This is a genomic window from Nonomuraea soli (assembly GCF_013761175.1).
GTDB lineage: Bacteria > Actinomycetota > Actinomycetes > Streptosporangiales > Streptosporangiaceae > Nonomuraea > Nonomuraea soli.
Map to the genome: position 1 here is coordinate 637,586 of NZ_JACDUR010000005.1, position 17,018 is coordinate 654,603.

Annotated in this window: 14 protein-coding genes; 11 read left to right on the forward strand and 3 right to left on the reverse strand. The window is 69.7% G+C overall.

Annotated elements, in window-relative coordinates:
* Window positions 1-52 precede the first annotated feature (52 nt).
* From HNR30_RS26170 to HNR30_RS26190, 5 genes are read left to right on the forward strand one after another with little or no spacing between them, the layout of a single operon-like run.
* Window positions 53-1,297 carry a Gfo/Idh/MocA family protein gene (locus HNR30_RS26170; RefSeq protein WP_181612649.1) on the forward strand — a complete coding sequence of 415 codons (1,245 nt, stop codon included), beginning with the start codon at window positions 53-55 and terminating at the stop codon, window positions 1,295-1,297.
* On the forward strand, window positions 1,294-2,892 hold the full coding sequence (locus HNR30_RS26175; protein WP_181612650.1) for a beta-N-acetylhexosaminidase: 1,599 nt from the start codon (window positions 1,294-1,296) through the stop codon (window positions 2,890-2,892). The genes HNR30_RS26170 and HNR30_RS26175 overlap by 4 nt, the downstream gene beginning before the upstream one ends.
* Before the next feature lie 19 nt (window positions 2,893-2,911).
* The gene (locus HNR30_RS26180) at window positions 2,912-4,165 is read left to right on the forward strand and encodes an ABC transporter substrate-binding protein (protein ID WP_181612651.1); all 1,254 of its coding nucleotides are present in this window, start codon (window positions 2,912-2,914) and stop codon (window positions 4,163-4,165) included.
* Window positions 4,166-4,168: 3 nt separating this feature from the next.
* Entirely contained in the window at window positions 4,169-5,047 is an 879-nt protein-coding gene (locus HNR30_RS26185) for a carbohydrate ABC transporter permease (RefSeq protein ID WP_181612652.1), read from the forward strand.
* Window positions 5,040-5,855 carry a carbohydrate ABC transporter permease gene (locus tag HNR30_RS26190; RefSeq protein WP_181612653.1) on the forward strand — a complete coding sequence of 272 codons (816 nt, stop codon included), beginning with the start codon at window positions 5,040-5,042 and terminating at the stop codon, window positions 5,853-5,855. The genes HNR30_RS26185 and HNR30_RS26190 overlap by 8 nt, the downstream gene beginning before the upstream one ends.
* Here the strand turns inward: HNR30_RS26190 and HNR30_RS26195 are convergent.
* On the reverse strand, window positions 5,836-7,071 hold the full coding sequence (locus HNR30_RS26195) for an MFS transporter (RefSeq protein WP_220133995.1): 1,236 nt from the start codon (window positions 7,069-7,071) through the stop codon (window positions 5,836-5,838). The two genes, HNR30_RS26190 and HNR30_RS26195, sit on opposite strands and share 20 nt — an antisense overlap.
* 115 nt (window positions 7,072-7,186) lie before the next feature.
* Between HNR30_RS26195 and HNR30_RS26200 the strand changes: the two genes are divergently transcribed.
* Window positions 7,187-8,395 carry a DUF2786 domain-containing protein gene (locus HNR30_RS26200; RefSeq protein WP_181612655.1) on the forward strand — a complete coding sequence of 403 codons (1,209 nt, stop codon included), beginning with the start codon at window positions 7,187-7,189 and terminating at the stop codon, window positions 8,393-8,395.
* A 22-nt stretch (window positions 8,396-8,417) separates the two neighbouring features.
* Here the strand turns inward: HNR30_RS26200 and HNR30_RS26205 are convergent, their stop codons facing one another.
* Together HNR30_RS26205 and HNR30_RS26210 are read right to left on the reverse strand one after the other, a co-directional pair.
* Window positions 8,418-9,512 carry a winged helix DNA-binding domain-containing protein gene (locus HNR30_RS26205; RefSeq protein WP_181612656.1) on the reverse strand — a complete coding sequence of 365 codons (1,095 nt, stop codon included), beginning with the start codon at window positions 9,510-9,512 and terminating at the stop codon, window positions 8,418-8,420.
* 7 nt (window positions 9,513-9,519) lie between these two features.
* Window positions 9,520-9,912 (reverse strand): VOC family protein, encoded by a 393-nt coding sequence (locus HNR30_RS26210; RefSeq protein WP_181612657.1) that lies wholly within the window; start codon window positions 9,910-9,912, stop codon window positions 9,520-9,522.
* 75 nt (window positions 9,913-9,987) lie between these two features.
* Between HNR30_RS26210 and HNR30_RS26215 the strand changes: the two genes are divergently transcribed.
* The 5 genes from HNR30_RS26215 to HNR30_RS26235 all read left to right on the forward strand — a co-directional run bounded on the left by HNR30_RS26215 (window position 9,988) and on the right by HNR30_RS26235 (window position 17,000).
* Entirely contained in the window at window positions 9,988-10,935 is a 948-nt protein-coding gene (locus tag HNR30_RS26215) for a helix-turn-helix transcriptional regulator (protein ID WP_181612658.1), read from the forward strand.
* A gap of 12 nt (window positions 10,936-10,947) precedes the next feature.
* On the forward strand, window positions 10,948-11,364 hold the full coding sequence (locus tag HNR30_RS26220; protein WP_181612659.1) for a RidA family protein: 417 nt from the start codon (window positions 10,948-10,950) through the stop codon (window positions 11,362-11,364).
* A gap of 145 nt (window positions 11,365-11,509) precedes the next feature.
* Window positions 11,510-13,366, forward strand: coding sequence for a DNA/RNA helicase domain-containing protein (locus HNR30_RS26225; RefSeq protein WP_181612660.1), 1,857 nt, complete (start codon window positions 11,510-11,512; stop codon window positions 13,364-13,366).
* A gap of 35 nt (window positions 13,367-13,401) precedes the next feature.
* Window positions 13,402-14,277: an aminoglycoside phosphotransferase family protein gene (locus HNR30_RS26230; protein WP_181612661.1), complete on the forward strand. Its 876-nt coding sequence runs from the start codon at window positions 13,402-13,404 to the stop codon at window positions 14,275-14,277.
* A 68-nt stretch (window positions 14,278-14,345) separates the two neighbouring features.
* The gene (locus HNR30_RS26235; protein WP_220133996.1) at window positions 14,346-17,000 is read left to right on the forward strand and encodes a S8/S53 family peptidase; all 2,655 of its coding nucleotides are present in this window, start codon (window positions 14,346-14,348) and stop codon (window positions 16,998-17,000) included.
* Window positions 17,001-17,018: the final 18 nt, after the last annotated feature.

Consider the following 17,018-nt stretch of genomic DNA (forward strand, 5'->3'; position numbering starts at 1 on the left):
GCAAGGCGGGATCCATGACTATTTATGGAGTCCGCAATAAGGGGGTCCGCGAATGACAGTGACTATAGCCGTAGCCGGGGCGGGAGCCCGCGGCATGATCTACGCCCGGGCGGCCGCCGCCGACGGCCGGGCGCGGATCGTGGCCGTGGCCGACCCGGATCCGGCCAGACGGGCCGCGATGGCCGCGGAACACGGCGTTCCCGAGGAAGCCTGCTTCACGGGATGGGCCGAGCTGGCCGCCGTGCCGAAGCTGGCCGACGCCGTGATCATCGCGACCCAGGACACGATGCACGCCGACCCGGCCGTCGCCTTCGCCGACCTGGGCTACGCCATCCTGCTGGAGAAGCCGCTGGCCCCCACCGAGCCGGAGGCCCGCCGCATCGTGGAGGCCGTCGAGCGCAACGGGGTCGTCTTCGCCGTCTGCCACGTGCTCCGCTACACCGCCTACACCAGGGCGTTCAAGCAGCTCCTGGGCAGCGGCCGGTTAGGGCCGATCTCCAGCGTGCAGCACCTGGAACCGGTGGGCTGGTGGCACATGGCCCACTCGTTCGTGCGCGGCTCCTGGCGCAACACCGCCGAATCCGGGCCGATGTTGCTGACCAAGTCGTGCCACGACATCGACTGGCTGCTCCACATCGTCGACGAGAAGCCTGTCGCCGTGTCGTCCTTCGGCTCCCTGACCCATTTCCGTCCGGAGAACCGGCCGGAGGGCGCGGGCACACGATGCGTCAGCTGCCCCGTCGAGCCGGCCTGCCCCTATTCGGCCTCCCGCCTGTACCTGGGCTGCCTCGGCGACCCCGTCCGCGAGTTCTGGCCGCTCGGCGCGGTGACGTCGGACGCCAGTACGGCAGGCGTCATGCACGCGCTGGAGACCGGCCCCTACGGACGGTGCGTCTACGACTGCGACAACGACGTGGTCGACCAGCAGGTCGTCACGATGGAGTTCGAGCGGGGCACGACCGTGTCGTTCACGATGACGGCGTTCACGCCGCTGGAGCACCGCAAGACGCGCGTCTTCGGCAGCCACGGCTTCGCCGAGGGAGACGGGCACACCATCAGGGTCGTCGACTTCGTGACCGGCTCCGAGGAGACGATCGACACCGGCACGAGCGCCGGCGCGTCGTTGTCCGACGGCCACGGCGGCGGCGACACCGGGCTCATCAGGGCGTTCGTCGAGGCCGTGGAGAAGGGTGACCAGGGGCCGCTCGGCGCGGGTCCCGACGACGCCCTCGCGGGTCACCTCGTCGTCTGGGCCGCCGAGCGCGCCCGCGCGAACCGGACGGTGGAGGCCCTGTGACCACGATCCCGGCCCCTGCCTCCGCGACCATCGGCGACGGGTGCTTCACCTTCACCGATACGACCCCGCTGACCGCCGACCCGGCGCTGGACCGGGCGGCCGGGTGGCTGCGCCAGGCCCTCGCCCCGGCCACCGGGCTGCAGCTGCCCGAAGGTCCAGGCGGCGTCGAGATCCGCCTGGTCGAGGGCCTCGACCCCGAGGCGTACCGGCTCAGCGCCACCACCCGATCCGTGGTGATCGAGGCCACCGGCCAGGCAGGGGCGTTCTACGGCGCGCAGACGCTGCGCCAGCTGCTCGACCCTGCCGCCTTCCGCGCCGGCCGTACGGCGGACAGGACCTGGAGCATCCCCGAGATCACCGTCTCCGACGCCCCCGCGTACGGCTGGCGCGGCTGCCTCATCGACGTGGCCCGCCACTTCCTGCCCAAGAACGACCTCCTGCGCTACATCGACCTGCTGGCCGCCCACAAGCTCAACGTCCTGCACCTGCACCTGACCGACGACCAGGGCTGGCGGCTGGAGATCAGGAAGTATCCGAAACTCACCAAGGTCGGCTCATGGCGGCGCGAGTCGCCGCTGGGCGCCAGGCGGCACCGCATGTACGACGGCCGCCCGCACGGCGGCTACTACACGCAGGACGACATCAGGGAGATCGTCTCCTACGCCGCCGACCGGTTCGTCACCGTCGTCCCGGAGATCGACCTGCCCGGCCACACCCAGGCCGCCATCGCCGCCTACCCCGAGCTGGGCAACCTCGGCACACCCCTGGACGTGCGCACCGACTGGGGCGTCGGCGAGAACGTGCTCAACGTCGCCGACGAGACGATCGCCTTCTTCACCGACGTCCTCGACGAGGTCATCGAGCTCTTCCCCGGCGAATACATCTGCGTCGGCGGCGACGAGACGCCCAAGACCCAGTGGAACGCGAGCGTCCCCGCCAAGGAGCGCATGCGCGAGCTGGGCCTGCGCGACGCCGACGAGCTGCAGACCTGGCTCATGCGGCACTTCACCGACTACCTGCTGGCCCGCGGGCGCAAACCGGTCGGCTGGGACGAGCTCCTGGAAGGCGGCCTGCCGCCGGGCGTCACCGTCGGCGCCTGGCGCGGCCCCACATGCGCGGCGATGGCGGCCAGAGCCGGCCACGACGTGGTCGTCTCCCCCTTCGCCGAGACCTACCTGGACTTCCGCCAGGCGGAGGGCGAGCAGGAGCCGGTGCCGATCGGCAGCGTGACCTCGCTGCGCTCCATCTACGCGTTCGACCCGGTCCCACCAGGACTGGCGGAACGGGACCGGATCCTGGGCGCGCAGGCGGCGCTGTGGACCGAGCACATCGACTCGCCCCGGCTCCTCGACTACATGGCCTTCCCCCGCCTGGCCGCCTTCGCCGAGGCGATGTGGAGCGAAGAACGCGACTTCGACGACTTCCTCGTACGGCTGGCCGTACACGAGAAGCGGCTCGACGCGCTGGGCGTGGAATATCGCCCGGCCGGCGGCCCGCACCCCTGGCAGCAACGTCCCGACGCCCCCGGACACCCCCGGACCAGGGCCGAGATCGACGCCCAGCTCGCCACCTGGACCTCCAACCTCCACCCCTGACCCCCCAATGGAGACAACCATGCGTTTCCGTCTGACCCTCGCGGTCCTCACCGCGCTGACGGCCGCCTGCGGCTCGTCGGGCACCGCCGGCTCGTCCGGCGACCCCTCGGGCTCGGGCAAGGCCACGATCAGCTACGCCATCTGGGACAAGAACGACCAGGCGAGCGCGGAGAAGATCATCGCGGCCTTCCAGCAGGCCAACCCGAACGTCACGGTGAAGCTCGAGATCACCCCGTGGGACCAGTACTGGACCAAGCTCCAGACGGCCGCCTCCGGCGGCGCCGCCCCCGACGTGTTCTGGATGAACAGCCTCAACGTCCGCATGTACGCCAAGGGCGGCATCCTCGCCCCGCTCGACGAGTCCAAGACCCAGGGGCTCACTCCTGCGGTCGTCGACGGCTACCGCTACGACGGCAAGCTGTACGGCCTGCCGCACAACGTCGGCATCCCGGCGCTCTGGTACGACAAGAAGATCTTCGACGACGCCGGCGTGGCCTACCCGACCGCCGACTGGACCTGGGACGACGTCAAGACGGCCGCCAAGAAGCTCACCGACCCGTCCAAGAAGCAGTTCGGCATCCTGGCCCACATGTGGGACCAGGGCGCCTTCTACCCGACGATGTACCAGGCCGGCGGCGAGGTGATCTCCGCCGACGGCAAGAAGAGCGGCTTCGACAACCCCGCCTCGATCCAGGGCCTGGAGTTCTGGACCAGCATGATCCAGGAGAAGGTCGCCCCGGTCGCCGAGGTCTACGCCGACACCGACTCCATCACGCTCTTCCAGTCGGGCAAGTACGGCATGTTCTACGGCGGCGCCTGGCTCGCCGCCACGTTCGCGGCCAACCCCGAGGTCGCCGAGCGCATCGACCTGGTCGCGCTGCCCAAGGGCCCGGCCAAGGAGGCCGTGATCCTGCTCGGCCTGGCCAACGCGGTCTCGGCCAAGAGCGAGCACCCCAAGGAGGCCGCGGCCTTCGCCGAGTTCGTCGCCTCCGAGCCGGCGCAGAAGATCCTCGCCGACGCCGGCGGCGGCGCCCTGTCGCTGCGTGAGGGCACGCAGGACGGCTGGTTCAAGGCCTTCCCGAACTTCCACCTCAAGGAGACCTACGACGCGTCGCTGCCGTACGGCGTGCCGTACCCGGTGTCACTCAACACCGCGCAGTGGCAGGACGTGCAGAACAAACTGCTGGCCGAGGCCTGGGCGGGCAAGCGGCCGGTGGCCGACGTCGCCAAGGAGATCGCGGCGCAGATGAACGAGATCCTGGCCAAGGAGTAATCGATGCACTCCAAGCGCGAGTGGGCGTGGGGCTACCTGCTCATCGCCCCGATGGCGCTGGGATTGGCCGTCTTCTACCTGTGGCCGATCGCCCAGACCCTGTACCTCAGCATGACCGAGTCGGGCGTCTTCGGCGGTTACACCTGGGTGGGGACGGCCAACTTCGCCGAGCTCTTCGGCGACGAGGAGATGTACGGCACGCTCGGCAACACCATGCTCTACTCGGTGCTGGTGCTGGCGGGCGTGCCGCTGTCCATCGTCGTCGCGGCGCTGCTCAACGTGCCGGGCCTGCGCGGCCTGAGCGTCTACCGCACGCTGTACTTCCTGCCCGTGGTGACCATGCCGGCGGCCATCGGCCTGACCTGGAGCTACCTGTTCAACGGCGAGTTCGGGGCGATCAACCACCTGCTCGGCACGATCGGGATCGACGGGCCGTACTGGCTCGGCGACGAGAGGTTCGCGATCTACGCCATCGCGATCGTCGGCATCTGGAGCTCGATCGGCTACAACGCCGTGCTGTTCCTGGCCGGGCTGCAGGGAATCCCTCGTCACTTCTACGAGGCCGCCGAGATCGACGGCGCGGGGCGGATGCGGCAGTTCTTCAGCATCACCCTGCCGTTGCTCACGCCGACCACGTTCTTCGTCATCGTCATCACGATGATCAACGCGTTGCAGGTGTTCGACCTGGTCTACCTCATGGTCGACGCGGGCAGCCCCGCTCTGGCGGGCAGCCGGACGATCGTCTACCTCTTCTACCAGACCGGTTTCGTGCAGAACCAGCGCGGCATGGCCGCGGCGATCGCCGTCATCCTGCTCGCGCTGATCCTGGTCCTGACCGCGATCCAGTTCAGGCTCCAGAAGAAGTGGGTGCACTATGAGTAAGCCTCGGACCTGGCCCGCGCACGTCATCCTGGCGGCGGGCGCCCTGGTGATGCTCGCCCCGTTCGCCTGGCAGCTCATCGTCTCGCTGCAGACGCTGCCCGACTCGCTGCGCGTGCCGCCGAAGTTCACCCCGTCGTGGCAGTGGTCCAACTTCGTCGACGTCTTCCGCTCGGTGCCCCTGGGCAGGCAGTTCCTCAACACCGTCGTGGTGACGGCGGCGGTGACGGCGGGCCAGCTCCTGCTGTGCTCGCTGGCCGCCTTCGCCTTCGCCCGGCTGCGCTTCCCCGGCCGCGGCATCCTGTTCATGGCCTTCCTGGCCGTGCTGATGGTGCCGGGCGAGCTCTTCCTCATCCCCCGCTACGAGATCATGACGGGGCTGGGCTGGCTCAACACGCTGCAGGCCCTGATCGCCCCCGGCGTCTTCGGCGCCTTCGGCACGTTCCTGCTGCGGCAGTTCTTCATGTCGCTGCCGAAGGAGCTCGACGAGGCCGCCTCGATCGACGGGGCCAACCCGTGGCAGATCTACTGGCACATCCTGCTGCCGCTGGTGCGGCCCGGACTGCTCGCTCTGGGACTGCTCACGGTGATGTGGTCGTGGAGCAGCCTGCTGTGGCCGCTGGTGGTCAACACCGATCCGGAGATGATGACGCTGTCGGCCGGACTCGCCTCGCTGCGCGGGCAGTTCCTGACGAACTACCCCATCCTGTTCGCGGGGTCGATCGTGGCGTCGCTGCCGGTGATCGTGCTCTTCGTCGTCATGCAACGCCAGCTGATCGCGGGGATCGCGTTCACGGGGTCGAAGGGGTGACCTCCGCCGGGACCTCGTCGTCGTGGGCGATGTGCAGGAGCTGCCGCCACAGCGCCACCACGAAGACGGCGGAACCGGCGAAGGCGAACCAGAAGGGAGCCGTCACGCCGTAGTGCGAGGCGAGGGCGCCGCCGATCAGCGAGCCGACGACCATGCCGCCGAAGACGCAGATGGTGTTCACGCTGCCCACCCGGCCCTGCAGCTCGGCCGGTACGGCACGCTGGCGGACGGTGACCGAGGTGGCGCCCCAGATGAAGGCGTGCGCGCCGAACACCAGGAAGATCGGGAAGGCCACCCAGGCGGAGGTCGCCAGGGCCAGGCCCAGATGGGTGAGCGTCTCGATGATCAGGCCGGCGCGCATGACGACGCCGAGGCTGAACCGGCGGGTGATCGCCCCGTACAACGCGGTGCCGATCAGCCCGCCGACCGCCATGATCGTGGTAAGCAGGCCGAAGCCGACCGAGCCGAGGCCGAGCCGCTCCAGGCTGTAGAGCACCAGCACCGACCAGGCGGCGCCGAAGGTGAAGTTGAAGATCAGGATGGTGAGCACCAGGGTGCGCACGGCGGCGTGCCGTACCGTCCAGAGGAAACCCTCGCGCAGGTCGTGCAGGACACTCTTGCCCGTCGAGCCGTTCTCGCGGCCGTGCGGCGGGAGCACGATGCGGGTGATCATGAGGAGCCCGGCCGCGGCCAGCAGGAACTGACCGGCGAACGGCCATGCCGCCCCCGCGGTGAACAGCAGCGCGCCGAGCGGCGGCCCGGCGAGCTGGTTGAGCGTGAGGAAGCCGGTCTGCAGCCGCGAGTTGGCCAGGGCCAGGTCGTCGCGGGGCACGAGCATCGGGGCGAGGGTCGATGCGGTGTTGTCGGCGAACACCTCGGCGACGCCCATCAGCGCCAGCGCGACCAGCGCGGAAGCCACCGTGATCGTCCCGGTGGCGATCATCGTGATCAGGCCCGCCAGGACGACCAGCCGCGCCGCGTTGGCCACCAGCATGATCCGCCGCCGGTTGAGCCGGTCCGACAACACCCCGGCGTAGAGGCTGAACACCATCGGCGGCGCCCAGCCGATCAGCGCGCCCAGCGAGATCAGGAAGGGGTCCTTGGTCAGCGAGGCGATGAGCAGCGGTGCGGCCGCCATGGCGACGCCGTCGCCGAAGTTGGTCGACCAGCTCGATCCCAGGAGCCAGCGAAACGATGAACCCCACCGTTTGGGCATAAAACGCCCCATAATCCCGCGCACAAATCACCAACCCTACGGGCCGTCGTGAGCGGCGGCAACGCAATTACCGACCGCCCGTATCCTGGGACAACGCTCGTCCGAGGAGAGAAGCATGCAGGGGGACGCCGAACACGCCCGCGAACTGATCGGCAGGGCGGTCGGCCTGCTCCACCACGACGACCAGGCGGGATTCGACACCTGCGTCGCCATCCTGGCCGACGGCGACGGACCGGCGCCCGGCTGGAGCCGGGTCGTCGACGGCGAACTGAACGCCACCATCGCACGGTCCATCGCGACCCTGTGGCGCAACGGCTGGCAACCCGCCGACCTGATCCGCGTGGCCGCGCGGCGCCTCGGCCCGCCGCACGCCGAACTGGCCGCCGAGCAGATCACCTCGGAACTACGGACCTACGCCCACGACACCGTGCCGGAACGCTGGCTGGACCAGGTCACCGCCGTCACCGGCCGCAAGGAGCCGCGCCTGGTCGCCATCGGCCAGGCGCTCGAACTGCTCCAGCTCCTGACCACCCTCCCCCGCCTCGAACAACTCGGCCCCATCCCCGGCCAGGCCCGCCGTACCTCGCCCACCCGCACGTCGCCCACCCGCACGTCGCCCACCCGCACGTCGACCGCCGACGACAAGACGCTCACCAGAGTCCGCGCCCTCCTCGCCAAGGCCGAGTCGACCTCCTACGAGGCCGAGGCGCAGACCTTCACCGCGGCGGCGCAGCGGCTGATGGCCAAACACAGCATCGACGTCGCCATGCTGGAGACCGGGCCCCACTCCGGACCCTCCGGCATCAGGGTGGGCATCGACGCGCCCTACGAGCAGGCCAAGGCGTCACTCCTGTCCGTCGTCGCCGACGCCAACCGCTGCCGCGCCGTCTGGAGCGACGACCTCGGGTTCTCCACCGTGCTCGGATTCGAGGCCGACCTCGACGCCGTCGAACTGCTCTTCACCTCGCTGCTGGTACAGGCGACCACCTCGATCGTCCAGGCGGGCACCAAGAAGCACGGGTCAGGGCGATCACGCAGCCGCTCGTTCCGCGAGTCGTTCCTGCAGGCGTTCACGGTGAGGGTCGGGGAACGGCTCGACGAGGCGACCGCCGAGACGGTGCGGGAGGAGGGTGAGGCACGCGGCACCGACCTCGTCCCCCTGCTCGCGGCCCGCACGGCCGAGGTGGAGTCGGCGGTGGAGGCGATGTTCCCGGCGCTGACGCGGTCGCGGGTGCGCGGCGCCTACGACCACGAGGGCTGGACGGCCGGCCGCGCGGCAGCCGACCAGGCCCGGCTGGGGGTGCGGGGACAGGTCGGCTCGTGAATTTCAACGTCCGGGGCGGCGGTCAGTCGACGCGCACCTGATCATTGTCACCATCGGACAGGAAACGCGCCAGCGCCCGCCCCTCCTCGGCGACGGCATCACGATCGGCCGCCGGCAGGCTCCCCAATGGCGTGACCACCACCCCAGAACCCCCCTCGACGGTCCAGGTCGCGGCGACCCTGCCATCGACCAGCACCACCCGAGCCCCCGCCACCGACAACCCCCGATGCTCGTCGTCGATGATCCGGCTCCGATCATCGAAACCCAGAATCACGTTGTCGAAAGCAGGCAGGAACCGCACCGGCGCCGGCGTGTCCGGATCCGGGCGCGGCGCATCGGGCAGATCCAGCAACTCCCGCCCCCGCTGATCCCGGAACGACACGAGCTCAGGCCGTACCGCCTTCACCGCCGCCGGCAGACCGGCCAGACCGCACCAGGCGCGCAGGTCGGCCGAAGCCGCCGGGCCGTACGCGGCCAGATACCGCCGCACCAGCGCCTCCCCCACCGCGTCCGGCCCGTCGGCGGCGAGCGGATCGGCCTCGCGCCCGAGCCACGACGACAGCAGCACGTTGCGCACCCCCGCCTTCGCCCGCCACACCCCGCGCGGCGGCAACTGCACCATCGGGATGAGGGCGGCGACGACCATCTCCCCCAGCACCCGGGCCCCCGCCGACGGCCACCGGTCGGCGAGCGCCCGCCCGATCTCCCCCATCGACCGCGGCTCGCCGTCGGCCATCAGCTCCCGGCCCGCCGCGAGCAGCTCGTCGAGGTCCACCCCGGCGAGCTCAGCGCGATAGACCCCGAGCATGCGCTGGCGCAGCATCGCATCGTGGCGGGCACGCCACGCCAGCGTGTCCTCCGCGGTCAGCAGGTGGACGGTGCGCCGCATCAGGATGGTCCGCACCACCCTCCGCTCCACGAGCAGCTCCGACAGCTCCTTCGGATCGAAGTCACGCAACCGCGACCACAACCCCACGAAGGGCTCCTGCGGTTCCTGCGCCTGCAGCCCGCCCAGATGCGCGACGGCGTCACGAACCGAGTGGTCGGCCCGCTCAAGCAGGAACTGCCTCGCCAGCGTCGCGCGGTTGAGCGTGCGGTTGTCGAGCACGGTCGTCATACGATCATCATCCCGCAACGCTCGCATCGATCACCCAGGTGACGCCGAACCGGTCGGTCAGCATGCCGTACACCGGCGCCCACGGCGACGGCCCCAGCGGCTGATGGACACGCGCGCCGTCGGAGAGCCCCTCCCAGTAAGGGACGACCTCCTCCGCCGTCTCCCCGCGCACAGAAACGAAGAACGCGTTCTCTCCCCGGCTGTACGGCATGCCGGACGGCACGTCGTACGCCATGACGCGGAACCCGTTCGCGGCGGCCACCTGCCCCCACATCACCAGGTTCTCATCGTCCGCGTGGGGCACCGAAACCAGTTCCCCACCGAACACGGACTGGTAGAAGGCGAGCGCCTCACGAGCGTCCCCACGGAAGTTCAGATGAGTCACCGAAGCCACAGCCATGACATCTCTCCTTTGTTCGAGTGGCTCCACACTCGCACCAGAAGAGGACAACTTCTGACCGCTACTCTCCTCCGTATGCGGACAACCTCGGCCCGGCTCCTGGCACTGCTGTCACTGCTGCAGGCACGACGCGACTGGCCAGGGGCGCTGCTGGCCGAGCGCCTCGACGTCAGCCCCCGCACCGTCCGCCGCGACGTCGACCGCCTCCGCGACCTCGGCTACCCCATCGCCGCCGTCAAGGGCCCCGACGGCGGCTACCGCCTGGACGCAGGAGCCCAGCTCCCACCCCTCCTCTTCGACGACGACCAGGCCGTGGCCCTGGCCATCGCGCTCCAGGCCGCCCCCACGACGGGCGCCGCCATCAACAAAACCGCCGCCAGAGCGCTGGCCACCGTACGGCAGGTCATGCCAGCCCGCCTGCGCCACCGCATCGACGCCCTCCACCTGACCGCCGTCGCCGGACCGCAGGTCGACGGCGACGTCCTGCTCTCCCTCGGCACCACCGTCCGAGCGCGGGAGCAGCTCCGCTTCGACTACACCGGCCAGGACCCGCCGCGCCGGGTCGAACCCCACCATCTCGTCACCTGGGCGGGCCGCTGGTACCTGGTGGCGTGGGACCTCGACCGCGACGACTGGCGCATCTTCCGAGCCGACCGCATCACCCCGCGCATCCCCACCGGCCCCCGCTTCACCCCGCGCGAGCTTCCGGGCGGCGACGTGGCCGCCTTCGTGGCCGCCCGCTTCCGCGGCTCCTCCCCCGGCGGCCCGGGCGGCTGGCCGTGCCGCGGCGAGGTCATCCTCGCCCTGCCCGCCGCCGCCGTCTCGCCGTACATCCGTGACGGCGTCGTGGAGGAACTCGGTCCTGAACGGTGCCGCCTGGTCGCGGGCTCGTGGTCGTGGATCGGCCTGGCCGCCGACCTCGGCCGCTTCGACGCCGACCTGGAGGTCGTGGGACCGGAGGAGCTCAGGGAGGCCTTCACCCGCCTGGCCGGGCGATACGCGCGGGCAACCGCCCCCTCGTGAACACTGGGGCACATGACCATCACCAGACTCAACCCCCAGGACCTGCACGCCACGCCCGGATACAGCCACATCACGATCGCCGAGGCGGGACGCCTGGCCTTCCTCGCCGGGCAGTGCCCCCTCGACCCCAGCGGCACCCTGGTCGGCCCCGGAGACGTGGACGCGCAGGTCGACCAGGTCGTCGCCAACGCGCTGACCGCGCTCGCCGCGGTCGATGCGCGCCCGGAGCACGTCGTGCGTTCCGTCATCTACGTGGTCAGCCAGGACTCGCCCGCACTCGGCACGGTCTGGCGGCGGCTCCTCGCCTCGCCGCTGGCCCCGGCCTTCACCTCCGCCAGCACGCTGCTCGGCGTCGCACAGCTCGGGTTCGCGGGGCAACTCGTCGAACTCGACCTCACCGCCGCACTCCCCCGAGGTGAGATCGAGTGACCTCCGTGACCTTTCCCTGACCCACCGCTACCCTCTTGATGACCATGTGATGCGGCCCGACGGGCTTCCGTGTTCGTACGGCTGACGCCGGAGCGGATAGGCCCCCACCCGCACGAGTCCTTCTCGTGCTGCCTGGGGGAAGTCCGTGACGGCGCTGCGGCTGTCTGTCGAGAACCTGCTCGCCTCGCCGAACGAGGCCGCGCTGGTGGAGGTGATCGCCGAGCACGTGCGCAGGACGACCGGGCGCGGTGTTTCGCCGGCCGAGATCACCTCGTGGCGCCGGAGCCTGCCCGTGCTGGCGCGCGACCTGGCCGACGCCGGGCTCGGGCAGGTCGAGATGCTCGTCGAGTACAGGCTGCCGCTGACCAGCAAGCGCGCGGACGTGGTGCTGGCCGGCGTGCATCCGCGGACCGGCCGCGACTCCTACGTCGTGGTCGAGCTCAAGCAGTGGAGCCGGGCCGAGCCGTCCGAGCTGGGCGAGCACCTGGTGCTGGTCGACGGCGTGGGCGGCGCGGAGCGGCTGAACCCGGCCGAGCAGGTGCGGCGCTACTGCGAGTACATGGGTGACTTCCTGGGAGTCTTCGCCGGGAACCCGGACGGGCTGCACGGCGTCGCCTACCTGCACAACGCGATGGACCTGGACGTCGACGGCGTCGCCGACCAGGTCGGCGACGAGCGGGGCCGGCTGTTCACCAAGCAGCGGCGTGGCGAGTTCCTGCGCTACCTGGGCGAGCGCCTGGCCGACCGGTCCGGCGCGGAGGCGGCCGACCGGCTGCTGGGCAGCCCGGTCGCGCCGAGCAAGCAGCTGATGACCTACGCGGCCAAGGAGATCCGCGACCGGGAGCAGTTCGTCCTGCTCGATGAGCAACAGGTCGCCTACGAGCTGGTGATGCGCGCCGTGGAGCGGGCGAGGCGGGCCGACCACAAGCAGGTCGTCCTGGTGACCGGCGGGCCGGGCAGCGGCAAGAGCGTCATCGCGCTGTCCCTGCTGGGTGAGCTGTTCCGGCAGGGACGTTCCGCGTTGCACGCCACAGGCTCGCAGTCGTTCACCCAGACCATGCGCCGCTTTCCCGGCCGGGGCAGTACGCGGGTCAAGAACCTGTTCGCCTACTTCAACAGCTTCACCGACGCCGAGCCGAACGCCCTCGACGTCCTGATCTGCGACGAGGCGCATCGGATCCGTGAGACCTCCACCAACCGGTTCACGCCCGCCGCCAGGCGGACCGGCCGCAGCCAGCTCGACGAGCTGCTGTCGGCCGCGCGGGTCCCGGTCTTCCTGCTCGACCAGCACCAGGTGGTACGGCCAGGCGAACTGGGCACCGCCGACGGCATCGAGCGCTACGCCGCCACCAAGGGTTTCGACGTGCGCCGGGTCGACCTGGACGAGCAGTTCCGGTGCGGCGGCAGCCGGGCTTACGAGCAGTGGGTGCTGCGCCTGCTCGGCCTGGCAGAAGGCGGTCCCGTCGCGTGGGAAGACGATGACTTCGAGCTGCGCCTCGTCGGCAGCCCTCACGAACTGGAAGCCGCGCTGCTGGCGCGATCCGGTACGGCCCGCATGACCGCGGGGTTCTGCTGGCCGTGGAGCGAGCCGCGGCCCGACGACACCTTGGTGGACGACGTGGTCATCGGCGAATGGGCACGTCCGTGGAACGTCAAGAAAGACCGGGCGGTGGGCGACGCCCCGCCCAGCATGTTGTGGGCCAGCGAACCCACCGGATTCGGGCAGGTCGGCTGCGTGTACACCGCGCAGGGCTTCGAGTACGACTGGAACGGCGTCATCCTCGGCCCCGATCTGTCGGTCCGCGATGGCAGGCTGGTGACCGTCCGCAAGGAGAACAGGGACCCGGCGTTCAAGAGCCACAAGACCGTCCCCGACGCCGAGTTCGACACGCTGGTCCGCAATGCCTACAAGGTCCTGCTCACCAGGGGCATGCGCGGGACCGTGATCTATGCTGTGGATCCGGCCCTCCGTAACCTGCTGGCCCAGCTCATCCGGCGCTGACTCGAAAAGTTCCGCTACCGCCTGGAGACACCGCCTTGTCGCTCCGACCCCCCGTCGATCCCACGCTGGCCCGGCGGCTGGTGGACACCCAGTTCCCGCAGTGGTCAAGGCTACCGCTCACCCTCGTGGAGCCCGGCGGCTCCGACCACATGATCTTCCGCCTCGGCGACGAGCTGGCCGTACGGCTGCCGCGTCACGCGGGCGCGATCGAGCAGGCCGCCAAGGAGCTGGAGTGGTTGCCCCGGATCGCCCCGCATCTCCCGCTGGCCATCCCCGTCCCGGTCGCCGTGGGAGAGCCCGATTTCGGCTACCCGTGGAGATGGGCGGTGTCACGCTGGCTGGACGGAGAGGTGGCGACCGTCGAGCTGCTGGGCGACTCCGACGAGGCGGCCGTCGCGCTGGCCGCCTTCCTGAAAGCGCTCCAGGAGCTGCCGCCGAGCGACAAGGAACTGCTCGACGCGCCGCTGTCCGTGCGCGACCGGGCGACGCGGGCCGCGATCGCGCGGGTGGACGGCGTCTTCGACGGCAAGGCCATGACCGCGTTGTGGGACGCCGCTCTGGAGGCGCCCGCGTGGGACCGGCCGCCGGTGTGGTTCCACGGCGACTTCCACACCGGCAACCTGCTGACCACCGGCGGCGTGCTGAGCGCGGTCATCGACTTCGGAGGCCTGGGTGTCGGCGACCCGGCCTGCGACATGATCATCGCCTACACGCTCATGTCGGCGCGCAGCCGTACGGCCTTCCGCGAGCGGCTGGAGGTGGACGAGGCGACGTGGCTGCGCGGACGCGGCTGGGCTCTCGCGACCGGGCTGAACGCCTACACCGCCTACGCCGCCGAGAACCCCCGCGTCGCCGAGCAGACCACCCGGCAGATCAGGCAGGCGCTCACCCCGGAGAATTCTCCTTTGTGACATGAGATGGAACGTCATGCCACGCCCGTGAGGGCATGCGTTCCTTATCTCTCAGGTCACTAGTGGCCGTGGCGCTGATCGGCGCGTTCGTGGGCGTTCCCGCCCCGGCCCAGGCCGCATCTCCCATCGAAACCGAGATCTCCGTGCTCAAGGAAGAGCTGAACCGGGTGATCGAGGTGCAACAGCAGGGTCCTGCTCCCATGGATGACCAGGTCGCCGCCTCCATGAAGAAGAGCGTGGAGAAGGCCCAGTCCGCAGAGCCGTGTGAGTCAGCCGACGGGCTGCTGTCTTTCGCACAGCTCGCCCGTGAGCAGGTGCGGGTCCTGCAGGAGGTGATCGGCAAGGGGGGCTGGAATGCCGATCAGCTCGCCCAGCTCAACGCCGCCCGCAACGGCCTGGACAAGCTCGGACGGCAGGCGGGGGCCATCCGCGCGCGGGTCTTCACCGAGCTGAAGGAGTGCGAGGGCCCGCTCGACTTCTACGTGGATCCCGACCGCGCCAAGCCTCCGATGGACAAACTCCCCGATGATCGTCCTCTGGCCAGCCTCACCGGCTCCGACGGCACCCCGATGGACTTCGTCGCCGACGAACTGGTCGTCACCACGTCGAACCAGTCCGAGCTGGACGCCGTCGTCGCCAGGTGGAACGGCAAGGTCGTGAACAAGGTGGAACAGGGCGACCTCAACCACTACCTGGTCAAGATCGAAACCAGTGCCGCCCGGCCCGACCAGCTGAGCGACGCGCTGAAGGCGCTCAATCCGGACAAGAGCAAGGCCGAGTCCGTGGCGGTGTCCAGCCGCGAGGGCCTGGAACTGCTCGCGGCCGCCGCCACGACAGAGAAGGCCGCCGTCAACTGGGTGAGCAAGGACGACGACATCCCCAACGGCAGCACGCCGGAGGCTCAGCAGGGGCCGCCCGGCCACAGCTCGGGGAGTTACAACCGGAACTCCTTCAGCTGGCGATACCTCCAGTCAGGCAGCACGCAGGACATCGGCGTGCCCGCCGCGTGGCAGTTGCTCGGCTCGGTCGGCAAGCTGAACAACAAGGTCAAGATGGCCGTACTCGACCGCGCCTTCACCACCAGCGTCGATCATCCGTCCTCGACCACCTTCACCACCTCGGTGCCAGGTGTGAGCCCGAGCTTTCAATTCCCCGGATCGACACCGTGGCACGGCGTCAAGATCCTTGACTCGATGGCCGCCGTTCCCGGCAACTCCGTCGGTACGGCAGGCACGGCAGGCCCGGTGGCCCGCCCGACCGGCATATGGACCACCGGCGACTTCTTCTACATGATGGTCGCGCTCGGCCAGGCGGCCGCCGGCGGCAACAAGATCGTCAGCATCAGCCAGCGAACCGAGGTGCCGTGGTTCCTGTCGTGGAGCGTCCTGCCCTTCGACCGCTTCACCGCGTGGATCACGAACATCAACAACATCCTGATCTTCGCGTCAGCGGGCAATGAGGGAAACGACGTCGACGCCACCACCGGCGTGTTCGTCAAGTGGGAGAAGACCTGGCACACCCCGTGCGAGAACGCCGGAGTGATCTGCGTCGGCGGCCTCGCCCACAACTCGCTGAACCGTCACGCGAACTCCAACTACGGAAGCGAGGACGTCAACATCTACGCTCCGTACACCGTGCTGGCCGGTCCGAACCCGGACAGTCCCAACCCGAATGTCGCGACCGAGATCCACGGGACCAGCTACGCCACGCCGTACACCGCGGGGGTCGCAGCGCTGCTCATTTCGGCGGACCCGGCCCAGAACATCGACACGATCGAGAACATCCTGCTCGACACCATGCGCCTGAGCCCCGACGGCAAGGTCAAGAGAAAGGTCGTCCACGCGCTGGGCGCGGTCCAGGAGGCTCTACCGCCCACGGTCAAGATCAACACTCCGCTGAACGGTGAGACGCTGTCGGCGCACATTCCCGCCTCGTTCACGGCATCCGTGTTCGGCGACGGCAACGGGCAGCCCACGATCACCTGGCGGCGAGGCGGTGTGGTCATCGGCACGGGCCCGCAGATCCAGGCGACGGTTCCGGCCGGAACCCATACGATCACCGCGACCGCCGCCTTCACCAACGGGGTCACGGCCGTGGACCAGGTCACGGCGACCTGGGCGGACCACGTGCCGGACGTGAAGGTCACCGGCCCCAAGTCGCCGACCACGACACCCACCTTCGACCAGTCCGAACTGATCCCGTTCCACTCCACCAGCCTGGACGACCTGGGACCGCTGGCTGAAAGCTCGATGAAGTGGTATCTCGACAACGCCACCACACCCTTCGCGACCGGACACAACCCGACCGTCAACACCGGCGCCGCCGTGGGCGCCCACACGGTGACCCTCAAGGGCTGCGACCCGGTCAACCAGTGCGATCAGGAGACCATCCCCATCGCCATCCAGCCGGACGGCGCCAACAAACCACCGGTGGTCAAGGTGACCAGCCCGGCGAACGGCGCGCTCCTCTGGGTCAACGGAAATGACGCCACAGGCTGGTACCACGAGCTGACACTCAACGGCACCGCCACCGACCCCGAAGGCAACCCGGTCACCGTGAAGTGGTTCGACAACGGTGTCCAGATCTCCGACACGCTCCAGCCGACCGTCAGGCTCAAGGGCGGCTGTGGCTCCTCCACCCACAACCTCACCCTGCGAGCGACCGACAACGCGGGCATCTCCCGCCAGGACCAGGTGACTGTCACGGTCTCCCTGATCTGCTGAAACCCGGCCCTCGCATGA